Origin of the sequence: Methyloversatilis universalis FAM5 (genome assembly GCF_000214035.2) — a bacterium.
Classification (GTDB): Bacteria; Pseudomonadota; Gammaproteobacteria; order Burkholderiales; family Rhodocyclaceae; genus Methyloversatilis; species Methyloversatilis universalis.
In genome coordinates this window covers 1-18,479 of sequence record NZ_AFHG01000036.1, presented here as the reverse complement: position 1 = coordinate 18,479, position 18,479 = coordinate 1, and the positions used below count along the sequence as shown (strand labels likewise).

General features: G+C 66.6%; 11 protein-coding genes and 1 pseudogene. 2 read left to right on the top strand and 10 right to left on the bottom strand.

Annotation, left to right across the window (positions count from 1 at the left end):
* Positions 1–91 precede the first annotated feature (91 nt).
* The 8 genes from METUNV1_RS05635 to METUNV1_RS05600 form a co-directional block, all read right to left on the bottom strand.
* The gene (locus METUNV1_RS05635; RefSeq protein WP_008059696.1) at positions 92–292 is read right to left on the bottom strand and encodes a CsbD family protein; all 201 of its coding nucleotides are present in this window, start codon (positions 290–292) and stop codon (positions 92–94) included.
* Between the two features lie 121 nt (positions 293–413).
* A complete protein-coding gene (locus METUNV1_RS05630) occupies positions 414–9,248 on the bottom strand; it encodes a glycoside hydrolase family 94 protein (RefSeq protein WP_232416250.1) in 8,835 nt (2,944 codons plus the stop codon).
* Positions 9,249–9,357: 109 nt separating this feature from the next.
* Entirely contained in the window at positions 9,358–9,675 is a 318-nt protein-coding gene (locus METUNV1_RS05625) for a BON domain-containing protein (protein ID WP_008059689.1), read from the bottom strand.
* A 315-nt stretch (positions 9,676–9,990) separates the two neighbouring features.
* On the bottom strand, positions 9,991–12,363 hold the full coding sequence (locus tag METUNV1_RS05620; protein WP_008059687.1) for a phosphoketolase family protein: 2,373 nt from the start codon (positions 12,361–12,363) through the stop codon (positions 9,991–9,993).
* 108 nt (positions 12,364–12,471) lie between these two features.
* The gene (locus METUNV1_RS05615) at positions 12,472–12,765 is read right to left on the bottom strand and encodes a glycine zipper domain-containing protein (RefSeq protein ID WP_008059685.1); all 294 of its coding nucleotides are present in this window, start codon (positions 12,763–12,765) and stop codon (positions 12,472–12,474) included.
* A gap of 60 nt (positions 12,766–12,825) precedes the next feature.
* Complete coding sequence (locus METUNV1_RS05610; protein WP_008059683.1) at positions 12,826–12,987, bottom strand: DUF1328 domain-containing protein; 162 nt, start codon at positions 12,985–12,987, stop codon at positions 12,826–12,828.
* Positions 12,988–13,298: 311 nt separating this feature from the next.
* Complete coding sequence (locus METUNV1_RS05605) at positions 13,299–13,538, bottom strand: hypothetical protein (RefSeq protein ID WP_008059681.1); 240 nt, start codon at positions 13,536–13,538, stop codon at positions 13,299–13,301.
* A 67-nt stretch (positions 13,539–13,605) separates the two neighbouring features.
* Positions 13,606–13,797, bottom strand: a complete 192-nt coding sequence (locus METUNV1_RS05600) for a glycine zipper 2TM domain-containing protein (RefSeq protein ID WP_051165286.1) — start codon at positions 13,795–13,797, stop codon at positions 13,606–13,608.
* A gap of 279 nt (positions 13,798–14,076) precedes the next feature.
* Between METUNV1_RS05600 and METUNV1_RS05595 the strand changes: the two genes are divergently transcribed.
* On the top strand, positions 14,077–14,808 hold the full coding sequence (locus tag METUNV1_RS05595; protein ID WP_008059680.1) for a Crp/Fnr family transcriptional regulator: 732 nt from the start codon (positions 14,077–14,079) through the stop codon (positions 14,806–14,808).
* Between the two features lie 4 nt (positions 14,809–14,812).
* Here METUNV1_RS05595 and METUNV1_RS05590 read toward each other — a convergent pair whose 3' ends face one another.
* Both METUNV1_RS05590 and htpG read right to left on the bottom strand, forming a co-directional pair.
* Entirely contained in the window at positions 14,813–15,688 is an 876-nt protein-coding gene (locus tag METUNV1_RS05590; protein ID WP_008059678.1) for a prenyltransferase, read from the bottom strand.
* A gap of 256 nt (positions 15,689–15,944) precedes the next feature.
* A complete protein-coding gene (gene htpG, locus METUNV1_RS05585) occupies positions 15,945–17,855 on the bottom strand; it encodes a molecular chaperone HtpG (protein WP_008059676.1) in 1,911 nt (636 codons plus the stop codon).
* A gap of 110 nt (positions 17,856–17,965) precedes the next feature.
* Between htpG and METUNV1_RS05580 the strand changes: the two are divergent.
* Positions 17,966–18,479: pseudogene (locus tag METUNV1_RS05580) on the top strand (pseudouridine synthase); the annotation flags it as partial.

Sequence of the window (18,479 nt, the reverse complement as noted above, 5' to 3'; positions counted from 1 at the left end):
GACGTGGAGCCGTCCTCCCGCAGTGTTCCTCGGCAAGCCTGCTGCCAGCTGGATGCGGAATCACGGGAGGACGGTTCTCGCGGACGCCTTCTTACTTGTGCAGCAGCTCGAACCGTTCGATCTGGCGTTCTGCCTGTTCCTTCGTCAGCCCGTAGGCCGCCTGCAGGCGGCCGGACAGCTCCTGGCGTTTGCCGGCGATGACATTGATGTCATCGTCGGTGAGCTTTCCCCAGCGCGCCTTCACGGTGCCCTTGATCTGCTTCCAGTTACCTTCGACAGTGTCCCAATTCATATCGGATATCCTCCGTGATTGCTGTACCGGCGAAGTCGCCGGTGCAGCGAAGCAAGAGTGCGCCTTCCATGTCCAGGTGTCGGTACGGTGTCGCACATTGCCGTCTGCCGACCCGGGTGGATCAGCACGCCACAGTGACCTCGACGCGATGCGTGCAGCCGTCATCGACCAGCACGAAGGCGCCGTCACCGCAGGCTGTGCCATCGAGTACGACCGCGTTTGCTTCCTCTTCCTCGCCGTTGGCGGCTGAGCGGCCAATTTCGATGTGATACGGCGTGTCCCCGAAGCGGTAGTCGATGACGAAATCGCGCCAGCCGGGCGGCATGCACGGCCGTACTCGGAGTATGTCCCCGGTACGTCTGAACCCGAGCAGCGATTCGAGCAGCAGGCGGTACATCCAGCCCGCGGAGCCGGTGTACCAGGTCCATCCGCCGCGGCCAGTGTGCGGATCTGCCGCATAGACATCGGCCGCCATCACATAAGGTTCCACGCGATAGATCGCCGCTGCGTCTGGCGACAGCGCGTGATGTACGGGATTGATCATGTCGGCGAGTGCCCAGGCGCGCTCACCGTCACCCAGTTCGGCAAAAGCCATCGCTGCCCAGATGGCGCCGTGCGTATACTGGCCTCCGTTCTCGCGCACACCTGGAACGTAACCGCGGATGTAGCCCGGATCGAGGCCGGCGGTGTCGAACGGCGGATCGAGCAACTGCACCAGCGCGTCGGCGGGACGAACCAGACGGGCATCGACCGACTGCATGGCGCGTCGCACACGGTCCGGGTCGCCGCCCCCTCCCCCGCACAGCACCGACCAGCTCTGCGAGATCGAATCGATGCTGCATTCGGCATTGACCGCGGACCCCAGCGGCGTGCCGTCATCGAACCAGGCGCGCCGGTACCAGTCACCGTCCCAGGCGTGCTTCTCGATATCGCTGCGCAGGCGCACACCCTCACGCAAGCACAGGTCGGCCACCGCTGCGTCGTCGCGCGCCCGCGCCACGGCGGAAAACTGCTGCAGCACCTCGCACAGGAAAAAACCCAGCCATACGCTCTCGCCGCGCCCCTTGATGCCGACACGGTTCATGCCATCGTTCCAGTCGCCGGACCCCATCAGCGGCAGTCCGTGCACGCCGAAGCTCAGCCCGTGGCGAATGGCCCGCACGCAGTGGGCGTACAGGGTGTCCGCATCGGCCGAACGCGCCGGCAGATCGTAATAGGCGTCATCCTCGCCGTGCACCGGGCGGCCTTCGATGAAGGCAACTTCCTCGTCCAGCACGGAGGCATCTCCGGTGCTCTGCACATAGCGGCAGACGGCCAGCGGCAACCACAGATAGTCGTCGGAACAGCGCGTACGCACGCCACGCCCCGAGGGTGGATGCCACCAGTGCTGCACGTCACCCTCGGCGAACTGGCGGCTGGCGCACAGCAACAGATGAGCGCGCAGCCGCTGCGGCTCGGTGTGCACCAGGGCCATCAAGTCCTGCAACTGATCGCGGAAGCCGAAAGCGCCCCCCGACTGGTAATAGCCGCTGCGCGCCCAGACACGGCAGGCCAGCGTCTGATACACCAGCCAGCCATTGACCAGCACATCGAGTGCGGGGTCCGGCGTGCTCACCTGCACCGTGCCCAGCGTGCGCTGCCAGTGGGTGCGCACTGCCTCCAGCGCCGCGTGAGCGGCTGGCGTGCCACGGAAGCGCTGAACCAGATGGCCGGCATCTTCCAGGTCGCGCCCGCTGCCGAGGCGGAACACCACCTCGCGCGTCTGACCTTCGTCCAGATCGAAACCCAGCTGTATCGCCGCGCACGGGTCCAGACCGGCGCCGACGCGTCCGGACAGGCGCTGCCGCCCCATGGCTGCCGGTGTACGCAGGCTGCCGTTACGACCGATGAACTCGCTGCGGTCGGCCGTCACCGTGCGCGAAGGATCGTCGACGTCGAAGAAGGCAACCCGCTCGGAAAACTCGGTGCTGTAGGGGTTGCGCGCATACAGCGTGCCAGTGCGCAGTGCCGTTTCGGTCGCCACGTGCATGGCTGACTTTTCGCGCAGATCACCAAGCACCCAATCTACATAGCCGGTGACCGAAAGGCTGCGTGGTCGACCAGACAGATTGTGCAGCCGGAGCAGCGAGAACTTGACCGGCGCATCGAGGGCGACGAATACCCAGAGCTCCGAGCGGATGCCGTCACACACCGTTTCAAATACGCTGTAGCCAAAGCCGTGCCGGATGGTGAAGGCGCTGGTCGCCCGCACCGGCAGTGGCGTCGGCGACCAGTAGCGGCCGTTCTCCTCATCGCGGATATAAAGCGCCTCGCCGCCAGCATCGCTGACCGGGTCGTTGTGCCAGGGCGACAAGCGGAACTCGTGCGCGTTCTCGCACCAGGTGTAGGCGCTGCCGGATTCCGACACTACGGTGCCGAACTGCGGGTTGGCCAGTACGTTCCCCCAGGGTGCCGGCGTGACCTGACCCGGCGCCAGCGAAATGACGTACTCGCGCCCGTCGGCGGAGAATCCGCCGAAGCCGTTGAAGTGCGTGCGGCCCGCCGTCGCACCGTGCTCGTTCTCGGGCGGCAAGAGCACCGGTGCATCACGACGGCGGGGAAGCAGCCGCGGCACCCGCACCGGCGCGACGCCGCGCTGTTCGATCTGTTCTGCGAGCGAACCTCGGCTGTCGGCAATGACGACGCGCGCGACCGACAGCAGCAGGACCCTGTCCTCACCCGATATCTGCTCGGCCGGACGTACGAAGATGCCACCCGGCCGGTCGATCACGCTGGCTTCCAAGCCAGAGGCGATCAGCCCGGTGATCTGATCCTGCAGCATCTGCCGATAGCCGGCATGGTCCTCGTTCCAGATGACCAGATCGACCGCCAGACCCTTCAGCCGCCAGTAGGCGTGCGCCTGCACCATCTGGCGCACGAGGTCGATGTTGGCGGCGTCGGCGATCTGGAGCAGTACGATGGGCAGATCGCCGGAAATGGCGTAGCCCCAAAGTCCCGACTGCCCGCGCCGGTTGCGCAGCAGCACCGCCGGGTCGGCGCGCAGCGAAGGGTTGGCGAACAGCACCGATGCGGCAACGCGTGCGTGCAGCTGGGCGTCTGCCTCGGTCGCATTGAGCTGGCGCAGCACCACCTGACCGTGCGTCCAGGTCAGGTCGACGACACGGTCGGACAGGTGGCGGTCGAGGTACTTGTCGACCCGCGACAGTGCGATGTCGCGGCTGTCCGCCACGCCGGTGACGATGTCCACGGTGACCGACTGGCCGGCGGCGAGCGTGAGCACGCTGCGGATGGCCACCACCGGATCGAGCACGGCACCGTCGGTACCCGACAGTGTGGCCGTGTCCATCGCCTGCGGATCGGCGCAGGTGCGGGTGCGCCCGAGAAAGCGCATGCGATCGGTTTCACACGACACCTGTTCCGCATCGACGCCATGTACCGCCATCAGGTGCAGCATCCACGGCACCTGCTCGCCGGCCGAACGCGGCCGCCGCGTGCACAGGATGGCCGGGCGGTCGCGCAGTATTTCGGTCTGCACGAACAGATTGCTGAAAGCCGGATGCAGTGCGTCGGAGGCCGCCGGCGCGATCACCACCTCGGCATAGCTGGTCACGTCGATGCGCCGGCGGGTCGAGGTCCGGTTGGTGATGCGCACGCGGCGCAGTTCGATATCGTCTTCCGGCGACACGACGATCTCGGTATGTGTCTCGAACTCGCCCTCACCGTCGGCGCTGGCATCGCGCCGCCGGAATTCTGCCCGGCCTTCCGAGAAGATCGCCTCGTACGACAGTGCCTGCGTCTGCACCGGCTGGTGGGCCACCGACCACATGCGCCGGGCGCCGGTCGTGACATTCAGTTCGCGCACATAGCAGAAGCTGCCGCGGTCGTCGCAGGTGCCGTCCTCGCGCCAGCGCGTGACCGCCAGATCCTTCCAGCGGCTGTAGCCGCCGCCCGCCTGCGTCACCATGACGTGATAGCGGCCGTTGGACAGCAGCTGCACCTCCGGGATGAGCGTATCCGCGGTGTCGAACACGCGGATCGGCGTCTGCGCCGTCAGCGGCGTCGAGCGCAGCGCGTGCAGCTGGGCCGTGTGCTCGAACAGCGCCGTGGCCTTGGGGATGCGTTCGTGCAGCAGCAGCATGACCGACTGAAACAGCCGGTCGGACGCGAAACGCCGTTGCATCGGACGGTCGAGCAACAGCGAGGCCAGCGCGAGCAGGCTCATGCCCTGGTGGTGCGCCATGAAGGCCCGCACGACGACGCGCGTCTGGCCGCGTCGCTGGCGTGCCGGCGTGTAGTCGATGGCCTCGAAGAAACCGTAGCGCCCGACGAAGCCCTCCCCGGCCATCCGCTGCAGGTTGGCGCAGGCCTCTTCCGGCGCCACCAGCAAGGCAAGCACCGACGCATAGGGCGCGACCACCAGATCGTCGGCCAGACCGCGCTTGAGACCCAGGCCCGGCACACCGAAGGCGCGGTACTGGTAGTTCAGGTGCACATCGACCGTGTTGTAGCCGGACTCCGACATGCCCCAGGGGACGCCGCGCTGCCGTCCGTACTCGATCTGCCGTGCCACCGCGGCGCGGCAGGTCTGGTCGAGCAGCGTGCCGTCGAAGGACGGCATCACCAGCATCGGCATCAGGTACTCGAACATCGACCCGCTCCAGGACAGCAGCACCGGCTCGCCGCCGGCAGCCGTGAGCAGGCGTCCGAGCGCGAACCAGCCCTCCTGCGGCAACTGTCCCTGGGCAATGGCGACGAAGCTGCACAGACGCGCCTCGGACGCCAGCAGATCGTAGTAGCTGCTGTCGGCGCGGCGCTCCGGCACGTTGTAGCCGATGGTCAGCAGATGGCGCGAGCTGTCGTACAGGAAGTCGTAGTCCATGCGCGCAAGATCGGCTGCCTGCGTGGCCAGAGCGTCGAACTGGGCGATGCGCTCACGCGCGTGGCGGCTGCCCTCGCCCAGGTTGTGCTGCAGCGCGCCCAGCCAGGCGCGCTGCTCGGCGGTGCACGCGTACTCGCCAAACTGCGTGCGCGCGGCGAGCCGGCGTCCGATGTCGGCGCCGGGCGCGCGATCCAGGCCAGCCAGCGCCGACAGCGTCGGCATCGACGCCAAGGACGGGAGCAGATCCGTCAGGCCGGCGGGGGGGGGCGGCATCGACAGCCAGGGCGCCAGCAAGGTCAGTTCGTCGAGAGCGTTGGCACATTGCCGTTCCAGGGCTTCTGCCCAGGTCGTCGCCTCCGTGGCCGGCGCGGGGTCGAGCGGCAGCGCACGCGGCAGCTCCAGCTCGCCGATCTGTGCCTTCAGCCGGTGCAAGGCACGCGCGACCTTGGCCAGGGAGTCGGGCGGCACCGCGCACAGCGCCTGCAGTTCGTCGCGCAGGAGCGCCACGCGCCGCGCCGCTTCGCCCTCGATCGCTTCGGCAAGCAGGGCCGCGGTGTCGTCCAGGCCGGCGAACAGCCGGGCCGGCAGCAGCGGCTGTTCGCCCATGACCGCGAGGCCGGCGCGCAAAGTCAGCAGATGACCGGCGAGATTGCCGCTATCCACTGAGGACACGTAGAGCGGGGGCAGCGGCAGCAAGGTCTGCGTGTCATACCAGTTGTAGAAATGTCCGCGGTATCGCTCCAGCCCGGCCATCGTGCGCAGTGTCGATGCGATACGTTCCATCATCGGCCCGGCGCACAGGTAGCCGAAGTCCCAGGCCGAGAGGTCGGCCAGCAGCGCCAGCCCCATATTGGTCGGTGAAGTGCGGTGAGCAATTGCGGCGACGCGGTACTCCTGATAGTTGTCCGGCGGCAGGCCGTGGTCGTCGCTGCCGACCAGATTGTCGAAGTAGGCCCAGGTACGACGCGACAGGCGGCGCAGGAACGCCGTCTGCGCGGCGGTCAGCCTGACTTCACGGCGTTTCAGCGGCAGGCTGACCCACCAGGCGATCGCCGGCGAGGCGGTCCAGAGCAGCAGCAGCGGTGCCGACGCAAGCAACTGCTGCGGCGTGGCGACGGCCAGGTGCAGCGCGATCGTTGCCGCCAGCGCCGGGGCGATCCACATGGCCTGCATATGGCTGAGCAGCGTGCTGCGCTGAGCGGCCTGGCGATCGGCCTCGCCGGACGGATTCCACTCCAGCAGGCGGCGGTGCGATACACCCATGCGCCACAGCGTGCGGACGATCGCATCCAGGCTGTAGAGCCCCTGGTGAGGCAGGCAGGCCAGTTCGAAAGCCGCCAGCCGGAGGTGGCGCATCGCACTTTGCCCGACCGTCGCCAGGTGCTGCCGCAGCCGCACGTCGGACGGCTTGCGCAGCAGCTCGGTCAGGCTTGCGCACACGCCCGGCAGCAGCACGATGGCGAACACGATTGCGGTCCACGGCAAGGCGGTGGACCGCAACGACCAGCCGAGCAGCAGCATCGTCAGCAGCGAGAGCGGCACCAGACTGCGCCGCAGGTTGTCGAGCAGCTTCCACTGCGACAGCAGCGACAGCGTATTGGCCTGCGTTTGCGCCCCTTCCGCGGCCTCGCACAGGCACATGCAGGGCACACGGCGCTTCAGCCAGCCCGCAAGCTGCCAGTCGCCGCGTATCCAGCGGTGCCGGCGCGCCACGTCGGCGCCGTAGTGCGCCGGGTGGTCCTCGAACAGCTGCATGTCACTGAGCAGCCCGGAACGCGCATAGCAACCCTCAAGCAGGTCGTGACTGAGTATGCGGTTCGCCGCAAAGCGTCCGCCCGCCGACTGTTCGAAGGCATCGACATCGTAGATCCCCTTGCCGATGAAGGAGCCTTCGCCGAACACGTCCTGATAGACGTCGGACACCGCCCGTGTATAGGGGTCGATGCCGGGCTCGCCACCGTTCATGCGCGCAAAGCGCGAACGGCCGGTGGCCTGCAGGCTGGCTGCCACCCGCGGTTGCAGGATGCCGTAGCCCTCGACCACACGTCGTCTGCCCGGGTCGTAGCGCGGGCGATTCAGCGGATGGGCCATGGCGCCGACCAGCTGGCGGGCAGCGTCGCGCGGCAGCTGCGTGTCGGTGTCCAGCGTGATCACATAGATGACGTCACGCAGCGGTGCGGTATCGCCGACGACCTGCGAGAACCCGTCGCCGGCCTTGTCGGCGGGGCGGCCGCGCAGCAGCGCGTTCAGATCCGCCAGCTTGCCGCGCTTGCGTTCGTCGCCCATCCAGACGCCCTGCTGCGGATTCCAGCGCCGCGCGCGGTGGAACAGGAAAAAGCGGTCTCCGGTATCGCCATACTTCGCATTCAGCTCTTCGATCCGCGTGCGCGCCAGCGCCAGCAGCGCTGCGTCGCCAGGCAACGTGGCGGAGGGCGCGTCGGCGAAGTCGGTCAGCAGTGCGAAATGCAGGTGCGGGTCCCGATTCGCCAGAAAACGCACCTCCAGCGCCTCGACCAGCGATTCGATGCCGGCTTCGCTGGATATCAGCGTCGGTACCACAACAAGCGTGCGGGCGTCTGCGGGCACACCGGTCGAGTAATCCATGCGCGGCAGCGGTCGTGCCTTCACCCGCAGCGTCACCACCCAGTTCACCAGCGAAACCGCGAGCTGGCTCACGGCCGGTAACAGCAGCAGTCCAAGTGCGTAGAGCGCCAGCCCGCCCGCCCAGGCAGGCACCCTGTGGAGCGCTACGCTGGCCAGCAAGCCGGTCTCGAGCAGTGCGGCGAGCAGCGCGATGCTGCCCAGGTAAGGCAGCAGCGGCATGCGTGTGAGTGCCCGGCGCAGCGCATGGGTCGCCGACGGGCGGATATCGAGTGCGTGCTCCAGTTCCGCCCGTCCGCGGTCGATCAGGTAGAAGCCGACATGGCCGATGCGCCCGGGCCGGAGCACGGCCCCAGCGTTCGCCAGCTCGAGGGCTTTCAGCGCCACTTCGCTTTCGCTCACGCCACCGCGCCGGGCGATGGCTTCGGTCGCATGGCGGTAATGATCGCGGCTGCTGAAGTCCATCCGCCCATACACGCCGTCCGGATCATTGTGCAGGATCCGCTCGACCGCACTGAGACTTTCGACGAAATCGCGCCAGTCGGCGGCGCCGAGCACGCGCAGGCTGCCTATGCTGTTGCTGATCGACAGCTGGTCGGCCGCCTGCTGCTGGTTCTCCTGCTGCACGAGCTGCTCAACTGTCAGCGACGACGCGGACAGGTACTGCTCGATCCAGGTCAGCGCCAGCGCCAGCGCCGGTCCCCGCCCCTGCAGCCGACGCGCCAGCTCAGCGACGAAGGCGCCCAGCATCGGCGGCTTCGAATGCGCCATGTCGGCGATGACCAGTATCAGGTCTGCCGGGTTGCGCTCGACCGCCTCCGCCATGCGGTCTGCCCAGACGCTGGCCAGCGTGCGCTGATTCCAGCTGGCGGCCACATGCGCGCCGACGCGCCGCAGATTCTCGATCAGCGCCAGACGCAGCATGATGGGGACCGCCCACAGCTCGCCGAGCTTCAGCGGCGATACCGTCTGATACGCGGCAACGAAGCGCCCCAGGCTTTCGGTATCGACGCGGCCGTCGCCGTGCGCCACGGCAGCCAGCGCGATGTCGTACACGCGCGGATGCCCGGCGGAGGGGCCGCGCGCCAGACGCGGCAGTTCGCGACTGTAGCCCTTCGGCAGATGCCGCTCCGCCGCACGGATGTGCTCTTCGACCAGGTAGAAATTGTCCAGCAGCCAGTCGGCCGCCGGCGTGATGCGCCGGCTTTCGGTCGCCGCCTCGGCCAGCAGGGCGCTGACGCCCGCGAGCACGACTTCGTTTTCGGCCAGTCGCGCAAGCAGGCGGTCCGGCAGTCGAGCGGCGGTCAGTGTGTGCGAAGCGGCCAGTTCCTTGCCGTGCTGCGCCATCTGTTCGGCGCTGAACAAGCCACCGCGCAGCGGTATCTCGTCATCCGGTGCGCGCTCAACGCGCCGCGCATCGTGGCGACGTCTTCTCCATGCGCGCCATCGCGCGCCGGCGGACAGTTGGGCACTCACGGCCATGACCTTCCGCCGGCCGCAGCAGCGCCCGCACGTGCGGACTGAAGTGTGTGTCCGGCCACCGGCCGGAACCTTTTCGTGCCGACGGGCTGCAGTCGGCGACCACTCACTTGACGCGCATGTCGTTCTTGACCGACTTCACGCCGCCGACTGCGCGCGTCACCGCGACCGCCTTGTCCATCATGGCCTGCGAGCTGACGAATCCGCTCAGCTGTACGACGCCCTTGAAGGTTTCGACATTGATCTCGGCCACCTTCAGCGACGGGTCATTGAGGATGGCCGTCTTGACCTTGGTCGTAATGACGCTGTCGTCGATGTACTCGCCGGTGCCTTCCTGCTTCGACGTGGATGCGCAACCACCGGTTGCCGATACCAGCGCAACGGTAAGGAAGACTGCAGAGAGGTATTTGCCCAGCTGTTTCATGATGGAAATCTCCTGATGAGGAATGGGGACGGTGGCCTTACGGCACACCGGACAGACGTCTCCGCGGTCTCCACGCGTGCCGCGGCGCGTGCACAAGGCAAGGTGCCGGCAATCCGGTCACCCCGGTTCAACCGATGCGAAGGTCATCGATGGAGGCATCGATGAAGGCCTTCTGCGGTAAGGAACCCGCAGGAATCCGATACAGCATTGACAGCATAGAGAGCGGCCGCACCGGGGTATGTACGGCAGCGCACACAACAGGTTTTCAGGCGGAGGACGAACGCTGTACCCGGCCGCACCCGGGCTGGCAGACGATCAGGCGAGCGGCGGTGTTGGCCACTGCCAGTTGCGGATCTCCGGCATGTCCTCGCCATGCTCGAGGATGTACTGGCGGTGGGCATTCAGACGGTCGCGCATGCGCTGCTTGATGTGTGCGGCCTGCGGCTGCAGCATCGGCACACGGCTGGCGACGTCCATGACCAGGTGGAAGCGGTCGAGCATGTTCAGCACCACCATGTCGAAGGGCGTGGTCGTGGTGCCCTCCTCCTTGTAGCCACGCACATGCAGGTTGCCGTGGTTGCTGCGCCGGTAGGTCAGGCGGTGGATGAGCCAGGGGTAGCCGTGATAGGCGAACAGGATGGGTACGTCGGGCCGGAACAGCGATACGAACTCGTCGTCCGACAGACCGTGCGGATGCTCCTCGCGCGGCTGCAGCGTCATCAGGTCGATCACGTTGATGAAGCGCACCTTGAGCGTCGGCGCCAGTTCGCGCAGCAGGTCGATGGCGGCCAGCATTTCCAGCGTCGGCACGTCACCGGCAGCCGCGAGCACCACGTCCGGCTCGCCCGTGCTGTCGCTGCACGCCCACTCCCACATGCCGATGCCGGCCTCGGCGTGAGCGATGGCGGCGTCCATCGACAGCCACTGCCGTTCCGCATGCTTGCCGGCGACAATCACGTTCACCCGGTCGCGGCTGCGCAGGCAGGTATCGGTCACGTAGAGCAGCGTGTTGGCGTCCGGCGGCAGATAGATGCGGATGATGTCCGCCTTCTTGTTCACCACGTGATCGATGAAACCCGGATCCTGGTGCGAGAAGCCGTTGTGGTCCTGTCGCCATACATGCGAGGTGAGCAGGATGTTGAGCGAGGCCACCGGGCGGCGCCACGGAATGTCGCGACACACCTTGAGCCATTTGGCGTGCTGGTTGAACATCGAATCGACGATGTGGATGAAGGCTTCATAGCAGCTGAACAGGCCGTGCCGTCCGCTCAGCAGATAGCCCTCCAGCCAGCCCTGGCAGGCGTGCTCCGACAGCATTTCCATCACCCGCCCGTCGGGCGCCAGATGGTCGTCGGCATCGAAGCGCTGCGCCATCCAGGTGCGGCCGGTCACCTCGAACACCGCCCCCAGCCGGTTGGACGCGGTCTCGTCCGGACCGAACAGGCGGAAGCTGTGCGGATTGTCGCGCATCACGTCGCGCAGGAAGCCGCCCATCACCCGCGTCGACTCCGCCAACACCGCGCCCGGCGCTGGCACATCGATCGCGTGGCTGCGGAAGTCCGGCAGGCGCAGGTCGCGCAGCAGCGTGCCGCCGTTGGCGTGCGGATTGGCGCCCATGCGGCGCCTGCCATGCGGAGCCAGGGCAAGCAGTTCCGGTCTGGGGGCGCCATGCGCGTCGAACAGCTCTTCCGGGCGATAAGACCGCATCCACTGCTCGAGAAGACGCAGATGCTCCAGGTTGTCCATGTCGCCGAAGGGCACCTGATGAGAGCGCCAGCTGCCTTCTGTTTTGAGGCCGTCGACCTCCTTCGGGCCGGTCCAGCCCTTGGGGGAACGCAGAACGATCATTGGCCATTGAGGCCGGCTCATATAGGTGCCCTGACGCGCCCTGTGCTGAATGTCCCGTATGGCAGCAATCGCCTTGCTGACCGCTGTCGCCATCAGGCCGTGCATCAGCGCGGGGTCCTCGCCCTCGACGAAGATGGGCGCGTGGCCATAGCCGATCAGGAGGCTTTCCAGTTCGGCGTGACTGATGCGGGCCAGCAGCGTCGGGCTTGCGATCTTGTAGCCGTTCAGGTGCAGCACCGGCAGTACGGCACCGTCGGTGCGCGGATTCAGGAACTTGTTGGAGTGCCATGAGGTGGCCAGCGGCCCGGTCTCGGCTTCTCCGTCACCGACCACGCAGCAGGCGATCAGGTCCGGGTTGTCGAACACGGCGCCGTAGGCGTGCAGCAGCGCATAGCCAAGTTCTCCCCCTTCGTGAATGGAGCCGGGCGTCTCAGGTGCGGCGTGGCTCGGGATGCCGCCGGGGAAGGAGAACTGGCGGAACAGTCGGCGCATGCCCTCCGCGTCCTGCGCCACGTCGGGATAGACGGCGCTGTAGCTGCCTTCGAGCCAAGTGTTGGCAACCACCGCCGGACCACCGTGACCTGGCCCGGCGACGAAGATCATGTCGATATCGTGCTGCCGGATCGCCCTGTTCATATGGGCGTAGATGAAGTTGAGGCCGGGTGTGGTCCCCCAGTGACCCAGAAGACGCGGCTTGATGTGCGCCCTCTGCAGCGGCTGCCTCAGAAGCGGGTTGTCGAGCAGGTAGATCTGGCCGACCGACAGGTAGTTGGCGGCACGCCACCAGGCGTCCAGCCTTTGCATCTCGTCGAGGTCGGGCAGTGCTGAAGGCAGTGTCATGCTCACCCTCCGGGTCGTCGGCAGCCCGGAGTCCCCGCCGGGCGCCGCGCTTGCGGGTGTCTCGCGAAACGCCGCGGCGCGGACCCGTCCGAATGGATTGGAGATGGCTCAGTGACGCCGTATGAGCAGAGCCGCCAGCAGCCCGGCCGCGGCAGCCAGCGCCATCGCTCTCCACGGATGTTCATTCACATAGCCCTGTGTCGCATCGGCGACACGCCGTGTCGTGCCGGCCAGCGCAACGCCTGCATTGTGCAAGCGGGTTTTCGCTTCGTCCAGGCTGGCGTCGACACGCTCGGGTACCGTCGCGCCGTCACTGGCGGCCTCCTGGATGCGCCAGTCCTTCACGCCGCCGTCCTTCTTGCTGTCCAGCGCTGAATGCAGCGGATTCGTCTCGATGTTCATGGTGACTCCTTGATGTCCTTGGTTGGGGCACGATGCCCGAGGCGGGTTCGACGACGGCGTTCAACGTCGGATCAGCCCCATGATCAAGGTGACGCCGAACACGATCAGAAAGACGAAAAAGAGGATTTTCGCGATATCGGCAGCACCTGCCGCGATGCCGCCAAATCCGAACACTGCGGCGACGAGGGCGATGACGAAAAATATGACAGACCATCTCAGCATGGTGATCTCCTCCCAGGGTGACGCGATGAGCAGACTTCCCCGGATCAGACTGTGGCCCCGGTCAGGCAGCGCCTGACCATCGACGACGCGGAAGGGCGGTCGTCTTGCAGGCCGTCCATCCGTAAGAATGTGTGTCCATCGTGTGCCGCGCTCGATGACGCGTCTGTACGTCACCGTACCGATGTACCGCAACGCACGGTCCGGTCGGCGAGCGATCGGCGACGTGAGCGGCACGACCTTGCGCCAGAGACGATCAAACGGACGCCGCACGGTGTCAGGAGCCGGCGCAAGATTTCGCAGACGCACGGCGGCTACCTTGACCCAGCGTCCTGCATCTTCTCGCCCGCCTTGTCGATGCGGTCGCCGGCATTGCGTGCAGCCTCGTTGATCTTGTCGCCGGCCCGCTCCGCATCACGCGAGAGCTTCTGTCCGGCTTCGTCAATTTTCCTGCCAGCGGTTTCCGCCGGTCCGTCCTGCTTCTGGCACCCTGCCAGCAGCGCCATGCTGGTGACCAGCGTCCATGCGAGGGCAATGGCGTGACGCGCTTTCATGATCTGACTTTCCTTCCGGGCTCGCGCATGCAGTGGAGATGCGTCTCCATGGTCGTACTCGCGCCGCTCACTTCTTGTCCTTTCCGACCTCGTGTCCGATGATGCCGCCCACGGCGGCACCCCCTATCGCGCCGGCAGCACTGCCGCCCGTCATGACTGCGCCGCCGACAGCGCCTGCGCCGGCACCGATGGCCGTGCTCCTGTCCTGTGCCGACATGCCCGAGCAGGCCTGGAGCAGGATCAGCAGTGCCGCTGTCATGCCTGTCCGGGCATGACAGCGGGTGCTTCGACTGGGTGTTTTCATGGTGTGACCTCGTGTGTTCGATCATGCATGTTGATCAGCCGCGGGCTCCGTCGTCGTGCGGAAGATGAGGGGACGCCCTTGAGCGCTACCGCCTGCTGGCATGGGACGTATATGACGCCCGATCAAAAGACTGAAGCGTCGCCTGCGGCCCGTCTGTGCGCTACCGTCCCGACGGCACCCTCAGAGACGCATATGCTTTGACTGTCGGCATACTCCGACGCCAGGAAGGTCGCCGTGCCCTCTCACTCCACTGCCATCGTCGGCAACGGTCTCATCGGCGCGCTGCCGCGCCGCGAGCGGCTTCAACTGCTGGCAAACTGTGACACGGTTGACCTCGTGCTTTCTGACATCCTGGCTGAACCCGGCCAGCGCATCCGTCAGGTCCACTTTCCGATCGACAGCTTCATTTCACTCACCACCCCGGTGAATGAACGGGCATGCATCGAGATTGGCCTGGTGGGCAACGAGGGCGTGCTGGGTGCGACCCTGATGCTGGGCGTCGACATGTCGCCGCTGCATGCCCTGGTGCAGGGGGGCGGTCGGTCGCTGCGCATGGATGCGAGGCGCTTCAAAGCCGTACTTGACTCGACGCCGACGCTGCGCCGCACGCTCGGTCGCTACCTGTACGTGACGATGGCGCAACTCGCGCAGACAGCGGCATGCCCGCGCTTTCATGTGGTTGAAGCTCGCCTCGCGCGCTGGCTGCTGATGACGCAGGACCGTGCGCACTCGCCCCACTTCCATCTCACGCACGAGTTCCTTGCGCACATGCTGGGCGTGCGTCGCGTGGGCGTGACGCACGCGGCCACCGCGTTACAGACCCGGAAGCTGATCAGCTATCGCCGAGGCAACATCACCGTGCTCGACCGGAAGGGGCTGGAGCGCGCGTCCTGCAGCTGTTACCTCGCGAACAATGCGGTATGGGACAGCGTGATGGGCCAGCGCCCCGCCCCACGCGCGGGTTAGCGGGCTATCCGCCCGCCAGCAGACCCGCTGCCAGTAAAAGGCCATGCAAGGTCGCGCTCAGGACCGACAGCCTTATGGGCCCTGGCAGATGCGCAACATCGCCTCCGGCCGCCCGCAGCGATCGCGCTGCCCGCCATGACAGCGGCAGAGACAGCAGGCCGGCAAGCGTTCCCGCTGGCAGCAGGCCGGCCACGACCGCTCCGATCAATACCGCGTAGGCCGCCAGCGCCACCCAGACATACAGCCACGCCGCGGTTCGATGGCCCAGGCGCACCACCAGCGTGCGCTTGCCGACCGACGCATCGGACACGGCGTCCGGAAAACCGTTGATCAGCAGGATGTCAGCCACCAGCAGGGCCAGACTCAGCGAGGCGGCCAGCGGCAGCGCGGAAAATCCGGCGCGCTGCACATAGTCGCCGCCGATCACCAGCAGGCTCCACGACGCACCCACGGTCAGTTCGCCCAGCCCGCGCTTCATCAGCGCCAGCGGCGGCGCCGAATAGGCCCAGCCCAGCAGCAGGCCGGCTAGACCGATGACGAGGAGTCCGGGACCGCTGAACGCTGCCAGCGCGATGCCGGCCGGTACCACGACAGCCAGCAGCGCCGTGGCCAGACGACCGGTGTCGCGCACGCTCACCTCACCGTTCTGGATCAGGCGCGAACCGCCGGTGAATGGCGAAATCGCGGTCCGGTTGGCGGCATCCGCGCCGTTCAGCGCGTCGTGGTAATCATTGAGGACATTGGCGGCCGCGTGGGCCAGTATGGCCAGCAGCACCGACACCGCGGCGCGCAGCGGCTCGAAGTGGCCGTCGTGCGCGGCAGTCGCTACGCCGATCAGCACGGCGACCGCGGTGATGGTCAGGAAGCCGGGACGCGTCATGCGCACCTTCAGGCTCAGGGAAGGTGCGGCGGCAGCAACGGACATGAAAAAGGCGCCGTGGTGGAAACGGCACCGATGTTCTCACAAGCCGCGTTACGGAATGCGGCGGTCTGTCGGCGAGCACGGCCGGATCGGAGGTCGCATCGCGGCGAAGGCGCCGCTCCCACGGAACCGGTCGCGGTCTGCGCAGATTCCTGTCGGGGCGGCGCCCCGCCGCAATGAAGCGACCGGCTCTGATCCAGCGTCGCGACCGGGCTCAGTTGCCGGACATGGCCAGCATGAGCTGGTTCATCCGGCGCACGAAGCTGGCCGGATCTTCCAGCGCACCACCTTCCGCCAGCAGGGCCTGGTCGAACAGCACGCCGGCCCAGTCGTCGAAATGCGCTTCTTCGCCGCGCAGCCGCTGCACCACCGGATGCTGCGGATTGATTTCAAGGATGGGCTTGGCCAGAGGTGCTTCCTGACCGGCGGACTTCAGGATGCGCGCGAGATTGCCGCCGATGTCGAATTCGTCGCTCACCAGGCAGGCCGGCGATTCGGTCAGCCGGTGCGTGATGCGCACCTCCTTCACCCTGTCTAAGAGGCTGGCCTTGAGCTTGTCGACCAGCGGCTTGAATTCGCCCTCGTCGCGCTCCAGCGCCTTCTTCTCCTCTTCGTCTTCCAGCGCGCCCAGGTCGAGGCCGCCCTTGGCCACCGACACCAGCGGCTTGCCTTCGAATTCGGTCAGGTTGCCGACCACCCATTCGTCGACCCGGTCGGACAGCAGCAGCACCTCGATGCCCTTCTTGCGGAACACTTCCAGATGCGGGCTGTTCTTCGCGGCCTTGAAGGTTTCGGCGGTGACGTAATAGATCTTGTCCTGCCCTTCCTTCATGCGGCCGATGTAGTCGGCCAGCGACACCGACTGTTCTTCGGTGTCCAGATGAGTGGATGCGAAGCGAAGCAGACCGGCCACCTTGTCGCGGTTCGCCTGGTCTTCGCCGACGCCTTCCTTGAAAACACGGCCGAATTCCTTCCAGAAGGTGGTGAACTTATCCTTCTGGTTCTCGGCCAGGTCTTCCAGCAGCGACAGCACCTTCTTCGTGCAGCCGGAACGGATGGTGTCGACGTCGCGGCTTTCCTGCAGGATTTCCCGCGACACGTTGAGCGGCAGATCGGCCGAATCGACCACGCCGCGCACGAAGCGCAGATAGGCCGGCAGCAGCTTCTCGGCGTCGTCCATGATGAACACGCGGCGCACGTAGAGCTTCAGGCCGTGCCTGGCGTTGCGCTCCCACATGTCGAACGGCGCGCGCGACGGCACGTAGAGCAGCTGGGTATATTCGTGACGGCCTTCGACACGGGCATGGCTCCAGGCCAGCGGGTCCTGGAAGTCGTGGGCGACGTGCTTGTAGAACTCGGCGTACTGCTCGTCGCTGATGTCCGACTTCGAACGGGTCCACAGCGCGCTGGCCTGGTTCACCGTTTCGTCCTCGTCAGTCACGACTTGCCCGCCGTCCTTCCACTCTTCCTTCTTCATCACCACCGGCTGCAGGATGTGGTCGGAGTACTCGCGGATGATGGAACGCAGCTTGAAGCCGGACAGCAGTTCGTCCTGGTCCTCGCGCAGATGCAGCACTATTTCGGTGCCGCGGTCGGCCTTGGTGATGGGTTCCACCGAGTACTCGCCGGCGGTGTCGCCGCTCATCGAGCACGACCAGCGCACGCCCTGGTCGGCCGGCAGGCCGGCGCGCCGGGTATTCACGGTCACCGTGTCGGCGACGATGAAAGCGGAGTAGAAGCCGACGCCGAACTGGCCGATCAGGTTGGCGTCCTTCTTCTGGTCGCCGGTCAGGCTGGAGAAGAATTCCTTGGTGCCGCTGCGGGCGATGGTGCCCAGATGGCTGATCGCCTCGTCGCGCGACATGCCGATGCCGTTGTCGGCGATGGTGATGGTGCGCGCGGTCTTGTCATAGCTCACGCGGATCTTCAGTTCGCTGTCCGACTCGAACAGCGCCGGGTCGGCGATGGCCTCGAAACGCAGCTTGTCGCAGGCGTCCGACGCGTTGCTCACCAGCTCGCGCAGGAAGATGTCGCGATTGCTGTAGAGCGAATGGATCATCAGGTGCAGCAGCTGCTTCACCTCGGCCTGGAAATTCATGGTCTGGGCGGTCGCGGTTTCGGACATGACGGCTCCGTGCAGGGTGTGGGTTGGAAAGAATGACAACCGCGGGAGATGGAGACTTCCCCCCGGCATTTCAAGACCCCGCTATGCTGTCGGGTCCACAGAAAGTTTTCATGCCGATGACCACCCGTACCAAACTGGGTTTGCCCCGCAAATCCGACGACAGCTCGAACACCGGACGCGACCCTGCGCGCAAGCCGGTGCGCAACAGCACCGCCAAATCGCGCACGCTGAGCCGCAACACCACTCAGGTCGCGCCCCCTTCGAAACCGGCCCCCGCACGCAAGCCGGGCGCAGCCCGCCCTGAAGGCGAACGGCCGGCGAAGAAGGCGTTTGGTGATCGCCCGCCGAAAAAGGACTTTGGCGACCGTCCGCCGCGTGCGGCTGGCGAAAAACGGGAGTGGACACCTCGGCCCGACCGCGAAGGCCGTCCGCCGCGCGCCGAAGGTGGCGAGCGCAAGCCGTGGGAGAACCGTGAACGCCCGGCCCGCAGCGAATCGGGCGGTGGTTTCGGCGATCGCCCGCCGCGTGCCGCTGGCGAAAAACGGGAGTGGTCACCCCGCCCCGACCGCGAAGGCCGTCCGCCGCGCGCCGAAGGTGGCGAGCGCAAGCCGTGGGAGAACCGCG

Coding starts and splice junctions, on each gene's coding strand:
- METUNV1_RS05610 (WP_008059683.1), bottom strand. CDS start 12,987: ATGCTGAGATGGTCTGTCATATTTTTCGTCATCGCCCTCGTCGCCGCA.
- METUNV1_RS05590 (WP_008059678.1), bottom strand. CDS start 15,688: ATGACGCGTCCCGGCTTCCTGACCATCACCGCGGTCGCCGTGCTGATC.
- METUNV1_RS05615 (WP_008059685.1), bottom strand. CDS start 12,765: ATGAACATCGAGACGAATCCGCTGCATTCAGCGCTGGACAGCAAGAAG.
- METUNV1_RS05635 (WP_008059696.1), bottom strand. CDS start 292: ATGAATTGGGACACTGTCGAAGGTAACTGGAAGCAGATCAAGGGCACC.
- htpG (WP_008059676.1), bottom strand. CDS start 17,855: ATGTCCGAAACCGCGACCGCCCAGACCATGAATTTCCAGGCCGAGGTG.
- METUNV1_RS05620 (WP_008059687.1), bottom strand. CDS start 12,363: ATGACACTGCCTTCAGCACTGCCCGACCTCGACGAGATGCAAAGGCTG.
- METUNV1_RS05625 (WP_008059689.1), bottom strand. CDS start 9,675: ATGAAACAGCTGGGCAAATACCTCTCTGCAGTCTTCCTTACCGTTGCG.
- METUNV1_RS05600 (WP_051165286.1), bottom strand. CDS start 13,797: ATGACAGCGGCACTGCTGATCCTGCTCCAGGCCTGCTCGGGCATGTCG.
- METUNV1_RS05605 (WP_008059681.1), bottom strand. CDS start 13,538: ATGAAAGCGCGTCACGCCATTGCCCTCGCATGGACGCTGGTCACCAGC.